This window comes from Rickettsiella grylli (genome assembly GCF_000168295.1).
Taxonomy (GTDB): Bacteria; Pseudomonadota; Gammaproteobacteria; order Diplorickettsiales; family Diplorickettsiaceae; genus Aquirickettsiella; species Aquirickettsiella grylli.
The window spans coordinates 102702-119173 of record NZ_AAQJ02000001.1 but is presented as its reverse complement, the minus strand read 5'-3'; the positions used below and the strand labels follow the sequence as shown (position 1 = coordinate 119173).

Annotated in this window: 18 protein-coding genes and 1 other RNA gene; 6 read left to right on the top strand and 13 right to left on the bottom strand. The window is 38.5% G+C overall.

The window, feature by feature from the left end:
• Positions 1-7: 7 nt before the first annotated feature.
• From RICGR_RS00585 to RICGR_RS00560, 6 genes are all read right to left on the bottom strand, one after another.
• Complete coding sequence (locus RICGR_RS00585; RefSeq protein ID WP_006034745.1) at positions 8-634, bottom strand: YfgM family protein; 627 nt, start codon at positions 632-634, stop codon at positions 8-10.
• The gene (hisS, locus tag RICGR_RS00580; RefSeq protein WP_006035551.1) at positions 627-1910 is read right to left on the bottom strand and encodes a histidine--tRNA ligase; all 1284 of its coding nucleotides are present in this window, start codon (positions 1908-1910) and stop codon (positions 627-629) included. The genes RICGR_RS00585 and hisS overlap by 8 nt, the downstream gene beginning before the upstream one ends.
• Positions 1911-1912: 2 nt before the next feature.
• A complete protein-coding gene (gene pilW / locus RICGR_RS00575; RefSeq protein ID WP_006035080.1) occupies positions 1913-2710 on the bottom strand; it encodes a type IV pilus biogenesis/stability protein PilW in 798 nt (265 codons plus the stop codon).
• A 22-nt stretch (positions 2711-2732) separates the two neighbouring features.
• Positions 2733-3851: a dual-specificity RNA methyltransferase RlmN gene (gene rlmN, locus RICGR_RS00570; RefSeq protein WP_006034771.1), complete on the bottom strand. Its 1119-nt coding sequence runs from the start codon at positions 3849-3851 to the stop codon at positions 2733-2735.
• A complete protein-coding gene (gene ndk, locus RICGR_RS00565; protein ID WP_006035208.1) occupies positions 3844-4281 on the bottom strand; it encodes a nucleoside-diphosphate kinase in 438 nt (145 codons plus the stop codon). The genes rlmN and ndk overlap by 8 nt, the downstream gene beginning before the upstream one ends.
• Positions 4282-4509: 228 nt before the next feature.
• Entirely contained in the window at positions 4510-5289 is a 780-nt protein-coding gene (locus tag RICGR_RS00560; protein ID WP_006034949.1) for a glycerophosphodiester phosphodiesterase family protein, read from the bottom strand.
• A 343-nt stretch (positions 5290-5632) separates the two neighbouring features.
• Here RICGR_RS00560 and guaB point away from each other — a divergent pair, with 343 nt between their 5' ends.
• The 3 genes from guaB to RICGR_RS00545 all read left to right on the top strand — a co-directional run bounded on the left by guaB (position 5633) and on the right by RICGR_RS00545 (position 9925).
• Positions 5633-7093 carry an IMP dehydrogenase gene (gene guaB / locus RICGR_RS00555; RefSeq protein WP_006035072.1) on the top strand — a complete coding sequence of 487 codons (1461 nt, stop codon included), beginning with the start codon at positions 5633-5635 and terminating at the stop codon, positions 7091-7093.
• Positions 7094-7178: 85 nt separating this feature from the next.
• Positions 7179-8750, top strand: coding sequence for a glutamine-hydrolyzing GMP synthase (guaA, locus tag RICGR_RS00550; RefSeq protein WP_006035525.1), 1572 nt, complete (start codon positions 7179-7181; stop codon positions 8748-8750).
• 98 nt (positions 8751-8848) lie between these two features.
• The gene (locus RICGR_RS00545) at positions 8849-9925 is read left to right on the top strand and encodes an AI-2E family transporter (protein ID WP_006034769.1); all 1077 of its coding nucleotides are present in this window, start codon (positions 8849-8851) and stop codon (positions 9923-9925) included.
• On the opposite strand, the gene RICGR_RS00540 is transcribed toward RICGR_RS00545, so the two are convergent.
• From RICGR_RS00540 to smpB, 4 genes are all read right to left on the bottom strand, one after another.
• On the bottom strand, positions 9922-10398 hold the full coding sequence (locus RICGR_RS00540) for a peroxiredoxin (RefSeq protein ID WP_006035380.1): 477 nt from the start codon (positions 10396-10398) through the stop codon (positions 9922-9924). The two genes, RICGR_RS00545 and RICGR_RS00540, sit on opposite strands and share 4 nt — an antisense overlap.
• 29 nt (positions 10399-10427) lie before the next feature.
• Positions 10428-10949, bottom strand: coding sequence for a glycine cleavage system transcriptional repressor (locus RICGR_RS00535; protein ID WP_006035853.1), 522 nt, complete (start codon positions 10947-10949; stop codon positions 10428-10430).
• Positions 10950-11113: 164 nt separating this feature from the next.
• Positions 11114-11521, bottom strand: a transfer-messenger RNA (tmRNA) gene (gene ssrA, locus RICGR_RS07595).
• 70 nt (positions 11522-11591) lie between these two features.
• Entirely contained in the window at positions 11592-12068 is a 477-nt protein-coding gene (gene smpB / locus RICGR_RS00530) for an SsrA-binding protein SmpB (RefSeq protein ID WP_006034651.1), read from the bottom strand.
• 84 nt (positions 12069-12152) lie between these two features.
• On the opposite strand from smpB, the gene RICGR_RS00525 reads away from it, so the two are divergent.
• On the top strand, positions 12153-12620 hold the full coding sequence (locus tag RICGR_RS00525; protein WP_006035832.1) for a type II toxin-antitoxin system RatA family toxin: 468 nt from the start codon (positions 12153-12155) through the stop codon (positions 12618-12620).
• A 2-nt stretch (positions 12621-12622) separates the two neighbouring features.
• Entirely contained in the window at positions 12623-12919 is a 297-nt protein-coding gene (locus RICGR_RS00520) for an RnfH family protein (protein ID WP_006034907.1), read from the top strand.
• 21 nt (positions 12920-12940) lie between these two features.
• Here RICGR_RS00520 and RICGR_RS00515 read toward each other — a convergent pair whose 3' ends face one another.
• Positions 12941-13249 (bottom strand): outer membrane protein assembly factor BamE, encoded by a 309-nt coding sequence (locus RICGR_RS00515; protein WP_006035268.1) that lies wholly within the window; start codon positions 13247-13249, stop codon positions 12941-12943.
• A gap of 84 nt (positions 13250-13333) precedes the next feature.
• On the opposite strand from RICGR_RS00515, the gene fur reads away from it, so the two are divergent.
• A complete protein-coding gene (gene fur, locus RICGR_RS00510) occupies positions 13334-13765 on the top strand; it encodes a ferric iron uptake transcriptional regulator (RefSeq protein ID WP_006035854.1) in 432 nt (143 codons plus the stop codon).
• A gap of 24 nt (positions 13766-13789) precedes the next feature.
• Here the strand turns inward: fur and pyk are convergent, their stop codons facing one another.
• Positions 13790-15220 carry a pyruvate kinase gene (gene pyk, locus RICGR_RS00505; RefSeq protein ID WP_006035408.1) on the bottom strand — a complete coding sequence of 477 codons (1431 nt, stop codon included), beginning with the start codon at positions 15218-15220 and terminating at the stop codon, positions 13790-13792.
• Entirely contained in the window at positions 15217-16404 is a 1188-nt protein-coding gene (locus tag RICGR_RS00500) for a phosphoglycerate kinase (protein WP_006035990.1), read from the bottom strand. The genes pyk and RICGR_RS00500 overlap by 4 nt, the downstream gene beginning before the upstream one ends.
• Between the last annotated feature and the right edge of the window lie 68 nt (positions 16405-16472).

The following is a 16472-nucleotide window of genomic DNA, read 5'->3' as shown; positions in this document are numbered from 1 at the left end:
TTTCTCATCAAACGTCAGCTAAATTATTAATTTTCATTTCTAACAAAGGTTGTTTAATATTTCCAAAGGCCTGTTTAGCCGCTAAATAATTCAACAATGCTTTTCGGTTATAACCTAAATATTTAAAAATGTCCCCTTTTTCCTCCAAAAAAATCGGAGCGTAGGCTTTATCTTCATTTTGAGATACTCTTTTTAGAGCCTCTATGGGACGATTTTGAGCCAATAAAATGCGTACTAAACGCATTTTTGCAATCGATCGTAGCGTTTGATCATGACCGTGATCGACCACCCACGTTAATCGATTGGCGGCAAGAACTAAGTTATTTTGATTCACTGCTATTTTAGCTAACTGTAAAGCAGCCAATGAAGCATAAGGTGTATAGGCATAATTCTTGATTATCTCTTCAGCTCGTTTTTTTAAGGTAGTTATATTTTCGTTTGAGATTATTGCAACCACTAAATGCTCGTATTGCATAGAGGCGATAGATAGATTATTTTCTCTTGATTGATGCCAATAATTCCAACCCAAACTCACGAAAATAGCAAAAATAATCCCTAATACGATGCCCCCACCATAATCACGAAACCATTTTTTTACGTGTTCGGCTTGTTCTATTTCAATTAATTCATTCATGGATTAAACATTCTCGCAACTTTTGTATCACGTGATCTTGAGAAATGGTTTCTTGTGGATTTCTTTCTTTCAAATTTTTAATAATCAACGTATTTGATTTAACTTCATTCTCTCCTAAAATTAACGCAAAACGAGCTCCGCTTTTATCTGCACGTTTAAATTGAGTTTTAATGGCGTCTCGCGTTACATCGAGAATTAACCGGATCGTTATTAAATTTTCACGTAAATAATCTGACAAAATTATTCCCTTTTGTATCGCAATATCTCCCATTGTAATAAAATAAACGTCCGGTAAATGTGATGCAGTTGAACTTAATGGAGACAATAAGCTCACTAAACGTTCCATCCCAATAGCAAAACCCGCAGCAGGTGTTGGATGTCCTCCAAGTTGTTCGACAAGATAATCATAACGCCCTCCTGCGCACACTGTATTTTGTGCAGTATGCTGCTTATCGACAATAACCCATTCAAAAACAGTTTTATTGTAATAATCTAATCCTCTCACTAAACGAGGATTAATCGTAAAATTAATATCTGCGTTTTTAAGTATTTCTTGTAAACTATTAAAATCCTGTTGAGATTCTGCATCAAGATAATCCAGTAACTGCGGCGCTTTTTCAATAAGCGATTGCAAAGCAGGGTTTTTGCTATCTAATATACGCAACGGATTCGTTTGTAACCGCCGTTTTGAATCTTCATCTAAATCGTTGAGGTGCTGAGCAAAGTAATTTATCAAACTTTCTTTATGTGCCTTGCGCGCCTCTAATGAACCTAAGGAATTAATTTCTAAATGAAGTTGATGCATGAGTTTCAATTCTTTCCAAAACCTTGCTGTCATTAATATTAATTCAGCATCGATATAAGCCTGCGCGATGCCAAATACCTCGACACCCCATTGGTGAAATTGTCTATAACGTCCTTTCTGAGGTCGTTCATGTCGAAACATAGGACCTAAATACCACCAACGTTGAATTTGATTGTAAAATAAACCATGTTCCACGCCGGCACGAACACAGCCTGCAGTCCCTTCGGGTCTTAACGATAAACTCTCTCCATTACGATCGATAAACGTGTACATTTCTTTTTCAACGATATCGGTTACATGACCAATACACCGTTTAAATAAGTCCGTTTTCTCAAGAATAGGTAAGCGAATTTCTTGATAACCGTATTGGTTAACAAGGTTACGCAATACTTTTTCGACATTTTGCCAAATAAAATTTTGCGCAGGTAGAATATCATTCATACCACGAATTGCTTGTATTTTCTCTGTCATAATTAAAAGTAAAGTTGTTTATCTTTTTTTTGTTGAGCCTTTAATGTTGGTGTCCGTATTAATGCCTTATAAGCATCAGAGTTGGGAAATTTCGTTTGTAACATTAATGTATAATTCGCAGCTACCTCTTGATTTCCTAAAGCCCGTGCTAAAACAGCACCTAACCATAATGCATTCGCGGTAGGCGCTTTAACAAGTTGCATATAATGATCTAAATACTGCTGAGCCTGTTGATAATTTTTTGCTTGGTAATTTATTCGCCCTAATTCCAACCATGATAGTGCCAGTTTAGGATCTTGCGAAATTGCTTTCATAAAATAACCAATTGCTTTTTTAGTATTCGGTATTTGCATTGCACATAAACCTGCGTTTTCATTGACTTGAGCTGCATTAAGATAACTCGGATCCTGTAATGCTAATAAAAAGTGCTGATCTGCTTGGGAATAACGTCCACGACGACACAAAAATGTACCGTAGTTATTTTGCGCGGCACCGGATTTAGGGTTAAGCGCGATTGCTCTACGATAGTACGCATCTGCAGAAGAAAAATTTCCAGTAGATTCCAAAAAGTAGCCCATAGCACCTTGTGCTTGCAATGATCGAGGCGCTTGTTCTTCGGCCAGTAATAACTTTTGATGGGCTCGCTGAACATCCCCATGGTTTAAATAAGCTAACCCGAGCTGCACATTGGCATCCGATGCTGAAACGGGTAGCTGATTGTTGGGCCTTGAAAAAATACTGCATGCCGTCAACGTAACTATAAATAAAAGAATGATCGATTGTTTTACTATTGATATCATTTATTCCTCCATTATAAGCCTATTAAATGGGCACTATTGATTGAATCGAAGTAGAAACCGCTTTTTGATGTCGTTTATGATAACTCCTATCGTGAACATAACCCACTAACTGACCGCAGGCCGCATCGATATCCTCGCCTCTCGTTTTTCGAGTGATGGTATTAAGCCCTGCTTTTACTAAAATACTTTTAAAACGTTCTATTGTTATTTGAGAAGAACGTCGATAGCGCGCAAAAGGAAATGGATTAAATGGAATTAAATTTATTTTAACAGGAATACCTTCTAAAATTTTAATTAATTGTCGCGCATGCTCGGGTTGATCATTTATCCCTTCCAGCATGACATACTCCATGGTTACCCGTCTTCGATGCTCACTCCTAAAATAATTTCGACAAACTTCTAATAGTTCTGAAAGAGGGTATTTTTTATTGATAGGGACTAAACGATCTCTCAACTCATCGTTCGGTGCATGTAGCGATATTGCGAGTGAAACCTCACTCGCCTTAGACAAGCGTCGCAACGCAGGCACAACACCCGATGTGCTTAAAGTCACTCGTCGTTTAGAAAAACCATAACCAAAATCATCCATCATAAGATTCATTGCTTTAACAACCGAATCAAAATTAAGCAAAGGTTCGCCCATGCCCATCATCACAATATTACTCACCGTATGATCATGACGTAAAGAATCCCGAGATAAACAACGTACGGCTAACCATACTTGTCCTATAATTTCGGCCACCGTTAAATTCCGATTAAATCCTTGTTGTGCAGTGGAACAAAAACTGCAATTTAATGCGCACCCAACTTGTGAAGACACACATAACGTCCCTCGACCCCTCTCAGGTATAAACACTGTTTCGACACAGTTCGCATCGGTCAGTCGCAACAACCATTTTTTTGTTCCATCTTCAGATTTTTTTTCAATAATAATCTCCGGTAAATCGATCTGCGCGATTGTTTTCAACCGGCTACGTAAAGACTTACTGAAATTACTCATTTTGTCGATATCCGTGATTCCCTCTTGGTGGATCCATTTTAAAGCCTGCTGGGCTCGAAAGGACTTTTCTCCCAATTCTTGGAAAAAAAGCTCCATTTCTACTTTGTCGTAATCCAGTAAATTTTTAAGTGGTTTAATCATGTGTCATGCTGCCAAAGCACTGGTCGGGCGTAAAAAAGAACGCGATTTCTTGTTGGGCTGTCGCAATGCTGTCAGAGCCATGAACTGCATTTTTGCTGACATTTTCAGCAAAAAGGGCACGAATAGTACCGGGAGATGCTTGTTTAGGATCAGTCGCCCCCATCAGTTCACGATTTTTTAGGATAGCGTCGGGACCTTCTAAAACCTGTATCATTACAGGCCCTTGGCAGATGAAATCAATTAATTCATTGAAAAAAGGTCTATTTTTATGGATTTCATAAAATTTTTCAGCGTGTTCTCGCTTTAAAAGCGTCATACGTGCGGCAATAACTTTTAGCCCCGCATTTTCAAAAATGGTCGTAATTTTACCGATTAGGTTTTTTTTAACCGCATCGGGTTTTATAATAGAAAGCGTTCTTTGAATCGTCATAAATACCTCTCGCTTTTATTTTATCAATGAGCTATTTTCAAGAATGAGAACGCTATTATACAGACTTAATGACGGGGCACTATAGGCTTTTAGGTCCATCGCGCAGTCATAAAAACGAGCTTTCCACGCATGGAGAATTTAAAACGAAACCATTAAAATTTTCGTCATCAAAAGGCTTACAATTCTTAAGGTTCTTCTCTCATCTGCAGTGAGGGGCTTATTCGCTATTTATACCTTATTGAGCAAATTAATCATTCTATCGGGAAAATCGGTTAATATCCCATCAACTTCTAAAGCGAACAACCTTTCCATCTCTTTCGTTTCGTTCACAGTCCATGCGTCTACGCGTATATTTTTTTTATGCGCGGCTTTTATTAAATGGGCAGTCACTTTCTTATAAGGAACCTCTAGGGCAGCAGCCGATAGTGAAAATGGGCGGGTAAAAAATAATTGACTCAATTTAGAGAAACATTCCATCTCGACTTGTGTTGCTGCGGTAGCCATATGCGGACAAAGTTTACGCATTACTTTCATTGTGCGGGAATTAAAAGCAGACACCAATACGTGTTTCGCTTTATTGTGACCATTTATCAGTGCTCTTAATGTAGCAATGATCGGTGGGCCGTTCTGCTTTACCTCTATCATTATACTTTCGTTTGGAAACGCAGAAAAAATCTCATTTAAACTTGGAATTTTAATTCCTTGCCCTCTAAAAGGAAAAGTGCGGCCTTCATCATTGGTCCAGCGATAACCCGCATCTAGTTTTTTTAACTCTGCCAAAGTAAGCTCTTTTACTAATCCTTTGGCATCTGTTGTGCGATCAACCGTTTCATCGTGAATCGCAACTAAAACACCATCCCTCGACATATGGATATCAATTTCACTCAAATCTGCTCCCAACGTTGCTGCCTTCTGTAATGCAAATAAAGTATTTTCAGGCCACAATCCTGCCCCCCCACGATGAGCAATGACAAGTGGTTTTTCATGAGCTCCATAAAGTGGAAACATAAAAATTCCAAAAGACTCAGTAAAATAGCTTTATTCGATTCTTAGTCTGATCAAAAAATGTGATAAAATACTACTCATTTATAGCATGTAAAGACTTAAAATACTAACCTTATTCAATCCGTTTTCCCTTCATAATTCGCCCATGGTTTTTCCATGAAAGAATAGTATTACTCCCCGTTATCCACGCTTCATCAACCTCATCAACCATTAAACCTTCACTTTTATACACTGCGACTCACTGTTTATCCCATTGAATGCGTGTTTTGTTTTACGACGACTGGACTTAAAAGGGGCTATAAGGTACCTTCTACGCAATTTTATTTAATTTTTAGTATTTGCACTTATGAAAATGATTCAAGAAGGCTTAACGTTTGACGATGTTCTATTACTTCCCGATCATTCAAAAGTTTCACCTAAAGAGGTGACATTAGAAACACAGTTAACTTCTAAGATAAACTTAAAAATACCCTTAATCTCCGCAGCAATGGATACAGTCACTGAAGCAAAACTTGCAATCGCCCTCGCTCAAGAGGGAGGATTAGGGATTATCCATAAAAATATGTCGATTGAAGCACAAACTCAACAAATTAGAAAAGTGAAAAATTTTGAAAATGGGATAGTAAGAAACCCAATTACCATTGCCCCAGAAACAACATTGCGTGAACTACTTCAATTAATGGTAACTTATTCAATTTCAGGAATACCCGTTATCCAAAACAATTGCTTAGTCGGGATAGTCACGCATCGCGATATACGATATGAAGAAAACTTAGATAAATCTGCTTCTGAAGTAATGACTCCTCAAGAAAAACTCGTTACCGCGAAAGAACACACCTCCCCTAAAGAAATTATCGCGTTGTTAAATCACCATCGTTTAGAAAAAATATTAATTGTCGACGAAAAATTTCACTGTCGTGGATTAATAACCGCTAAAGATCTGCAAAAAACCAAAGAAAAACCCTTTGCAACAAAAGATCAACGTGGCCAATTATGCGTAGGTGCCGCTATTGGTGTCGGTATGAATGCGAAGAAACGTGCAATCGCTTTAATTGAAACCGGAGCTGATCTCATCTGCATTGACACCGCTCATGGTTATGCTCAAACAGTTATTGATATGGTTAAGTGGTTAAAAACAGAGTATCCCCATGTTGATCTTATTGCAGGAAATATTGCAACCGCTGATGCCGCACTCGCTTTGGTCGACGCCGGTGCGGATGCAATTAAGATAGGGGTAGGACCAGGTTCTATCTGTACAACGCGGATCGTGACCGGTGTAGGCGTCCCTCAAATTACTGCCATCATGAATGTTTCTTCCGCCTTAAAGGGAAAACCGACAACGTTGATTGCAGATGGTGGGATTCGTTATTCAGGCGATCTGTGTAAAGCATTAGCGGCGGGTGCTCACGCCGTTATGATAGGCAGTTTATTCGCAGGAACTGAAGAAGCGCCTGGAGAAATAGAGCTTTACCAAAGTCAGCCCTATAAGGCTTATCGAGGGATGGGATCCTTGGGCGCCATGCAACAAGGATCATCTGATCGTTACTTTCAGGAAACGTTAGAACCCAATAAACTAGTGCCCGAAGGAATAGAAGGAAGGATACCTTACAAAGGGCCCCTGCAAACAGTGATTCATCACTTATTAGGTGGCGTTAGGGCCGGTATGGGCTATACCGGGAGTGCCGATATCACCGATCTCCATAAAAAGGCACAATTTATAAAACTAACCACTGCAGGGATAAGAGAAAGTCATGTTCACAATGTGACCATTACTAAAGAAGCCCCTAATTATTATCGTGAACATTGAAAATCTATAATCAATGATTAGTAATAATTAGCATTTTTATAAATCTTTAAAATTAATTTCGAATAAAAATGGAGCATAGCTTAAGATGACAATTCCAAAAGAACGTATATTAATTCTCGATTTTGGCTCGCAGTATACGCCATTAATTGCAAGGCGCATTCGTGAATTACATATTTATTGTGAAATTTATCCCTATGATGTTTCAGAATCTAAAATTTTAGCGTTTGCACCTAAAGGAATTATTTTATCGGGTGGACCTGAGACCGTTACATCCATGACAACACCGCGCGCTCCAGAAATTGTGTTTACTTTAGGGTGTCCCGTTTTAGGCATCTGTTATGGTATGCAAACGATGGCTGAACAGCTCGGAGGTAAAGTTGTTTCCTGCACAAATCGAGAATTCGGTTATGCTCAAGGCTTAATCACTACACAAACTCATTTATTAACTGATTTGCGTGACAATGCAAAAAATGAAGAGACTGCCTTACTCGATGTCTGGATGAGCCATGGCGATCATGTTGAACAAGTTCCTCCTGGATTTGTCGTTATATTAAGTACACCCAATACTCCTATTGCTGGTATGGCTTGTCCCATTCGTCAATTCTATGGCTTGCAATTTCACCCCGAAGTAACGCATACGTATCAAGGGAAGAAAATATTAGCGCGCTTTGTGGAAAAAATTTGTCGTTGTCAACCGAGCTGGACCGCCCCTGAAATTTTGGAACATGAAATTGCTGAAATAAGAACAAACGTTGGTAAAGAAAAAGTTTTGCTCGCACTTTCGGGTGGTGTTGACTCAACGGTATTAGCTGCTTTACTGCATAAAGCAATTGGCAAGCAATTACTGTGTGTTTTTGTGAATACAGGCTTACTTCGCATCACAGACAAAGATTCAACGATACAGGCCTTAGCAGATGATATGCAGATTTCAGTGGTAAAAATTGACGCTTCTCTGCGCTTTATAAACACATTAAAAGGCATCACTGATCCTGAGGAAAAGCGTAAAGCGATTGGTAATTTGTTCGTTGAAATATTTGAGTCTGAAGCCAGCAAACATAAAGATATTGCTTGGCTTGCGCAAGGAACGATTTATTCAGATGTCATTGAATCAGCGGGGACAATCACGCAAAAAGCACATGCCATTAAATCTCACCATAATGTCGGTGGGCTTCCAGATACACTGAAGCTCAAGTTATTGGAACCCCTACGCGAATTATTTAAGGATGAAGTGTGTGAACTAGGCATAGAATTAGGTTTACCCCCTGAGCTCGTCTATAAACACCCTTTCCCGGGCCCTGGATTAGCGATTCGAATACTGGGTGAAGTAACCCACGAAAAGGTAGACTTGCTACGCAAAGCCGACTTGATTTTAATTGAAGAGCTTCGCAAGCAGAATTATTACCATAAAATAAGTCAAGCATTTTGTGTTTTTTTACCGATTAATTCAGTGGGTGTTATTGGTGATACCCGTCAATATGCGCCAATTATTGCGATTCGCGCCATAGAAACGACCGATTTTATGACGGCTCGGTGGGCTAATTTGCCTCACTCGCTGCTTGAAACCATATCAAATCGCATTATTAATGAAGTACATGGAATTTCTCGCGTTGTTTATGATATTTCAGGAAAACCGCCTGCAACCATCGAATGGGAATAATCCGAAAAAAATTCAAAATAAGCTGATGCTTTTTTTGACTTTAATTCTTCTGTTCAATAAACTCCTCTTAACTCACACTTCAGTGAAGTAATAGTGCTATGTTACAGCTCGTTAAAAACTGGCTTAATCGGTATATTTTTGACCCAGAGTTAGCTATTTTATGGCTATTTCTACTATTTATTATTATTGTTTTTGCTTCCTTAGGGAAAATTTTAGCTCCTGTATTTGTCAGTATTGTTATCGCTTATTTATTACAGTGGCCAATCCATTCTTTAGAAAAGCTTCACTTACCCCGCATCGCCGCAGTTTTAGGTGTTTATATTAGTTTTGTAAGTTTGGTTATCATTGGAATTGTAGGTTTATTACCTCTATTGTTCCGTCAATTAAATAATTTAATTGCTGAATTACCCGCAATGGTGGCAAAAGGCCAAGCACTTCTCTTATATCTCCCTACTCGATACCCCGGTTATACCTCTGTAAACCAAATTCAAGAATGGATTTTACAATTTAAATCTCAACTAACCCACTCAGGTCAATTATTATTATCCGCTTCTTTAGGTTATATTCCGAATGTCATTGCATTTGCCATTTATTTTGTATTAGTCCCTTTATTAGTTTATTTTTTTCTGCTTGATGAAAAAAAAATAATCGGCTGGCTAAGTCGATATTTACCTGAAAAACGACGATTAATTTCTCAAGTTTGGACAGAAGTGCTTACTCAAACAGGCAATTATGTGCGAGGAAAAGCTTTAGAAATGCTTATAGTCTGGATAATAACTTATCTTTCATTTGCTATTCTGGGCCTGCAATATGCCATATTACTGAGCGTCTTAGTGGGAGTATCTGTCATTATTCCTTATATAGGCGCAGTGATGGTGACTATTCCAGTGCTTATTATTGGGTTTTTAGAATGGGGATGGACGGCGCATTTTGCCTATTTGGTCGCAATCTATACTTTAATTATCACATTAGACGCTAATGTATTAGTTCCTCTTTTATTTTCTGAAGCGGTTAATTTGCACCCCGTAACGATCATTATTGCTGTACTCGTATTTGGTGGCTTACTCGGATTCTGGGGGGTATTCTTTGCGATACCGTTAGCCAGTGTAGTCAATGCTATTTTAAATGTCATTTCCTGCAAAAAAGCAGGTAATAAAAACAACATATTATGCTAACACCCACGATGACTTAACTCACCCACAGCCTGCAATATGGCATCGACATGTCCAACCACTTTCACTTTTCTCCATTCTTGACGTAAAATTCCTAACTTATCAATTAAAAAAGTACTTCGCTCTATCCCTCGAATTTTTTTTCCATACATCATTTTTTCTTTTAACACTCCATATAATTGACATACTTTTTCGTCAGTATCTGATAATAGCTCAAAAGGAAATTGATATTCTAATTTAAATTTTTCATGAAGTTTTAAACTATCTCGTGATATCCCTAAAATTACAGTATTTAAAGAGGAAAATTTTTTATAATTTTTAGTAAAATCTTTTCCTTCCTGTGTACATCCTGAAGTACAGTCTTTAGGATAAAAATACAACACAACATTCTTTCCTATTAAATCTTTTAAACTCACTCGCTTACCTCCGGTAGCAGGTAAACTAAATTGAGGGGCTCGCTTATTTAGAATGACCATAATGATAAATGATATCCATTCAATAAAAACTAGTTCTTTTGAGGTTCCATTGCCACATCAAAATTATTTTCATCACAAAATACAATAAAATGTTCGCGAAAATCGGCAATTAAATGCGGCGGTTGAGCGGGGAAACCAAATGATAATGTAATTCCTAGCATAGCCGCTTCGGTTATTGGGGCTTTATAAGATTCTACATGGAGATTATACAGCGTTACCTGCTGCTCGGATAAAAAACGAATAATAGTAACTAAAGCATGGGGAGTATCAGGCGCCACAATGTAAGAAGAGTAAGGGAGGCTGTCCAGTTGAGCACCACGAACTTGTGTACGTTCAACTAAAACTTGACCTTCATATTTTTTAATCAGTGTCTCAAACCGAGCAATCGTATTCCAAGCCCCCCCAATCAACAAGATCATCATCACATGTTTAGCGGTCGTATTGACACGCGCATCAATTATATGGCAACCGCTATGGGAAACCATTCGAAATATTTGATCAGTAAACTGATTTTCATTAAGGCCTAGGACAACAACAACCAGGTTTTCCATAAATATTAATCATGTTTTTCTAACGGGCCCGGTAGTCTATTCTTTTTTAAGAAGGTTGTCACTAGGAAGCTCGGTCAGTTGCTACACAATTTAGCTTTTTTAGCGCATTAAATAAGCGACTTAACCTTCGTTCAGTATTCAATGCTGTTTATAAAAGGAAAATCTGGTGGAGGCGGTGGGAATTGAACCCACGTCCGCAAGCCCGCTGCCTTCGGCACTACATGTTTAGTACAATCTTTAAGTTTAATCGATCTATTTCCGATTGACAGGGAACTAATCGACGATTCTGATTGATTTTAGTAGTTTTCGCCTCAGAAGGGGCTAGACTACGAGCTTGTCAATGTTGACCATTCCCTCCGATATACAAGCCTATGGAGTTCATGGCGCCGGCTGTTGTTTAGACAGCACCAACGTTACGAATTAACTACGGATTAGGCAGCAATAGCAACGTTTTTAGCGTTATAGTTAGCATCGTTTGCAACTATAGATTTACAACATGATTAACGAGGCAAAGTTGCATCCTCGACATGCACCTTAGGGTTTGTAACCGACGTCGAAGCCAGATCGCCCCCAAGTACCTATTATAACCCATTTATCGCAGGCTTTCTGTTATCTCCTCAAAAAAAATAGTAAGTATTTCACCTACATTGAATAACGGCCCAACCGTAATTTTTCTCTTTTCCAATCTTTTTCTTTGAGACTTGCTCGTTTATCATGGGCCTGTTTACCTTTCGCTAAACCTACTTCTAATTTAACTCGATTATTTTTCCAGTACAGTTTTAAAGCAATCAGTGTATATCCTTTTCTCATAATGCACCCGGAAAGCTTATTGAGTTCTCGTTCATTGAGTAAAAGCTTACGTGTGCGTGTAGAATCTGGATGGCTATGGTGGGTTGATACCGTTGATATTGGGGTAATATGACAGCCTAAGAGCCATGCTTCACCATTTTTAATGACAACGTAGCTTTCTGTCAATTGAGCGCGCCCACTCCGCAGACTTTTGACTTCCCAACCCTGTAAAACCAATCCAGCTTCAGTAGACTGTTCAACAAAATAATCGTGACGCGCACGTCTATTTAATGCAATTGTTGCCTCTTGCAATGCTTTCTTAGAATTCATGGTATATACTTAAAACCTGCTAACAATCATAACAAAAACCAAGCATAGCAAACCTACCCATGATAGTCGCCTTTAATAAAACCTATGCCAATTATTAAACATTCCTTAGAAGTACCTTATGATGTTTCAGAGATGTATAATCTCGTAAGTCAGGTTGAGAAATATAGTGAATTTCTTCCTTGGTGTACAGCAAGTCATGTTATCAGCCAGGATGAGGATAGTCTAAAGGCTCAATTAACCTTAAAAGGAGGAGGATTCTCTAAAAGTTTTACCACATCGAATCGTATGCAAAAAAATAAATTGATTGAAATTAGTCTTATAAACGGCCCCTTTAAACATTTAGAAGGATATTGGTCTTTTGAAGCGACACCACGCGGCTCTAAAATCAATTTGAACCTCGAGTTCGAATTTTCTACACCTTTACTCGCGCTTGCTTTTTCACCTATTTTTGAGAAAGTCGCCAATACTTTAGTAGACGCCTTTTTTAAACGAGCCAAACAGGTTTATGGAGACCGTCCATTTGGACGTTATATTCACTCAACGGTAGTATAACAATGCCATTTTTTCAGGTTGATGTTGTTTTTGCTGATCGTTCTGGAGAAAAAATCATCTCTATTTTAGTTCCTCCCAACACGTGTATCCTAGCAGCCATAAAACTTTCAGGGATTTTACTCCATTTTCCTCAAATTCATTTCAAAAAAAATAAAGTCGGAATTTTTGGTAAATTATGCACGTTGGACACGCCAATAAACGCAGGAGATCGAATAGAAATTTATCAACCACTTTTAATCGATCCTAAAAAAATAAGAGTGAATCGCGCTCAAAAACAAAAAACGTCCCCTTATCGTTAGGTCGCATTTCCTTAATGGATTTTAATGAAGTGCTGATTGGTCTATGTGTTGCAATCGATTATTAGAAAAAATAAGCGTAATACGTCGTTGAATAGGCTCTCCATGTCCGGGTTGTACGTAATAAATATAATCTTTCCGATTTGCTTGAAATGGAGATTCCAGTATACAACTGCCTAATAGATAGTAAACTTGCTCCCTCGTCATACCGAGATGTAGTTGGTCTATGGTAGACTGCTGTAGTATATTTCCTTGCTGAATATCGTGTCGATAAACGATATGACAGCCAGCAATCATGAGCGTTAACAACAAACTTAACAATAGCTTTTTCATAAAAATATCATTTAAATAAAATCATAAGCTGAAACTTAACGTCATTCGATACAATGACTCATCGAGGAGTTTAGAGAGAGTCTAATGGATAATCAACAATTACGCGAAGCGGGTTTAAAAGTAACGGGTCCCCGAATGAAAATCCTTGAGTTACTTGAACAAACTAAAACCCGTCATTTGAGTGCTGAAGATGTTTACAAAATTTTATTGGAATCGGGTGAAGACATTGGTTTAGCGACTGTTTACCGCGTATTAACACAGTTTGAGCGAGCCGGTTTGGTCAAGCGTCAAAATTTTGAGGATGCTCATTCTGTATTTGAGTTGAATCAAGGGCATCACCATGATCATTTAGTTTGCATTAAATGTGGAAGAGTTGATGAATTTGTGGATAAAATCATCGAGCAACGTCAGAAAATGGTAACCAAAAAAGCGAATTACCAGATGACTGACCATAGTCTTATTATTTATGGTATTTGTAATCAATGCATGAAAAAACAAAAGATTAAATTAAAATAATTTAAAGCCCTTCAGTTATCCTTTTTAATCCACTTCTAAAATTTTTAACGTATTAGTGCCGCCTGTTGTTTTTAACAAATCACCGTACGTAATTAACACGTGTTCTCCCTTTTTTAAAATTTTGTGTTTTTTTAATTCTTTAATCGCTAAATGAGCAATATTTTCTGGGCACAGTTCATCAATATTAAAATACAAGGGATATACGCCGCGATACAACGCTAATCGGCGCGTCGTTTTTAAGTTATGCGCCAACCCATAGATAGGTAATCCAGAACGAATTCGAGACATCCATAAAGGAGTCGCGCCTGACTCAGTTAAGGCAATAATCGCTTTAATATCATAATGATTGGCGGTATACATGGCCGCCATCGCAATGGCCTCATCGGGACGGGAAAATTGGCATTCTACACGATGTCGGGATATGCGTGTTTTTGCTTGCTTTTCTGCACCTAAGCAAATACGCGCCATTGCTTCAACGACTAAAGCCGGATGGTCACCAATGGCTGTTTCTGCAGAGAGCATCACCGCATCTGTACCATCTAACACCGCATTTGCAACATCAAAAACTTCGGCTCGGGTTGGAATTGCGCTATGAATCATTGATTCCATCATCTGTGTGGCGGTTATCACGGCCTTATCTAATGAGCGTGCCCGTTGGATAATGTGTTTTTGGACCGCAGGCAATTCTGCATCGCCGATTTCCACGCCTAAATCACCACGAGCGACCATAACCGCATCAGAAGCGCGAATAATCTCGTCAATAACAGGAATAGCATCACTCCGTTCTATTTTTGCAATTAAACCCGCATGACCTTTCGCTTTTTTTAATAAACTTCGTGCTAAATTTATATCCGCTGCACTGCGTGGGAAAGAAATAGCAATATAATCTGCATCCAATTTAACTGCGATTTTTAAATCTTTTTTATCCTTCTCAGTTAATGCTATCGCTGAAAGTCCTCCCCCTTTGCGATTAATTCCTTTATTATCAGAAAGTTTTCCCCCGACCTCAACCCTACAGAATATTTTATTTTTCTGAATTTTTTTAACTTTTAATACAATACGTCCATCGTCAAGCAATAATGAATCTCCAGAATGCACATCGCGTGGTAATTCTTTATAATCGATACCGACGACACATTCATCGCCTTCCTCTTCGTCTAAATCAGCATCCAAAATAAATAAAGCATTTTTTTTTAAAAAAATAGCGCCTTTTTTAAAACACGAAATACGAATTTTAGGTCCTTGTAAATCCGCCATAATAGCAATTTCTCGATTCGCAGCTTTTGCGTATTTGCGAACATAATCAGCACGTTTTATATGATCGTCTGCTTTACCATGAGAAAAATTTAATCGAACAACATCTAAACCGGCCGCAATCATCTTTTGCAAAACCGCTACGCTATCGGTAGCAGGACCCAATGTAGCGACAATCTTCGTTCGTTTAAACCGTTTCATCGTTGTTTTTCCTTCTGCCGTTTGTGCAAAATAGTGAGAATAGGTAACGTTTTTCCTTCCAAAAACTCAAGAAAAGCGCCTCCTCCTGTAGAGATATAAGAAAGTTTATGAGCAACGCCATATTTTTCAATCGCTGCCAAGGTATCGCCACCCCCGGCGATAGAAAACGCGGGGCTATTCGCAATGGCTTCGCTGACACAACGCGTTCCCTGCTGAAAGGGTGTCCATTCAAAAGCTCCAAGGGGACCATTCCATAAAATAGAAGCTGACCGGTTTACATAATCGGTATACTGCTTCATTGATTCAGGTCCAATATCCAAAATCATTTCTTCATTTTTAATGTGGGTTACCTTTCTAATCGCGGTTTTTGCATGATTTGAAATTTCATTCGCCACAATTACATCAGTAGGTAATATGATTTTTACGTGCAATGTTTTCGATAAATCTAAAAGTCTTTTTGCTCTATGAACCTGCGCTGGTTCATAGAGCGATCGGCCTATAAAATAACCTTGAGCCACTAAAAAAGTATTCGCGATTCCTCCACCCAGCATTAAAAAATTTACTTTATTGAGTAAAGAAGATAACAGCGTTAATTTAGTCGAAACTTTTGATCCCCCGACAATCGCTAATAAGGGCCTTGAAGGATTTTCCAACCCTACACTCAACGCATTTAATTCCGATGTTAGCAAAAATCCAGCACAAACTTGGGGTGAAAACTGGGCAGCACCCACGGTGGACGCTTCAACACGATGCGCTGTTGCAAATGCATCCATAACAAAAATATCGCCTAATTGTGCAATTTTCTTGGCTAAAATGGGATCGTTTTTCTTTTCGCCACGCTGAAACCTCACATTTTCACATAAAACTACTTCTCCAGGTGTAATCTCAAATCCATCGAGCCAGTGGGTGATAAATCGAACGGGTTGTCCCAAAAGCTGGCCTAACCGTACTGCGATAGGCGCTAAAGAAAATTCAGGCGTCATGTTACCTTCAGGAGGTCTATCTAAATGGGAAAGTAAAATGACCGCTGCCCCTTTTTTTAAGGCATATTGAATAGTGGGTAACGCTGCTCGTATACGTGCATCACTCGTAATTTTGCCATTATCTAAAGGGACATTAAAATCTTCTCGTATAAGAACCCGTTTGTTTTTCAACCCTAAATCGTCTAACTGTGTAAAATACATAAAAACCCTAAAGAGTGCTTGCTTTCGTTATCCGTTTTCGTTATCCGTATAAAATAAAAATATTTCTA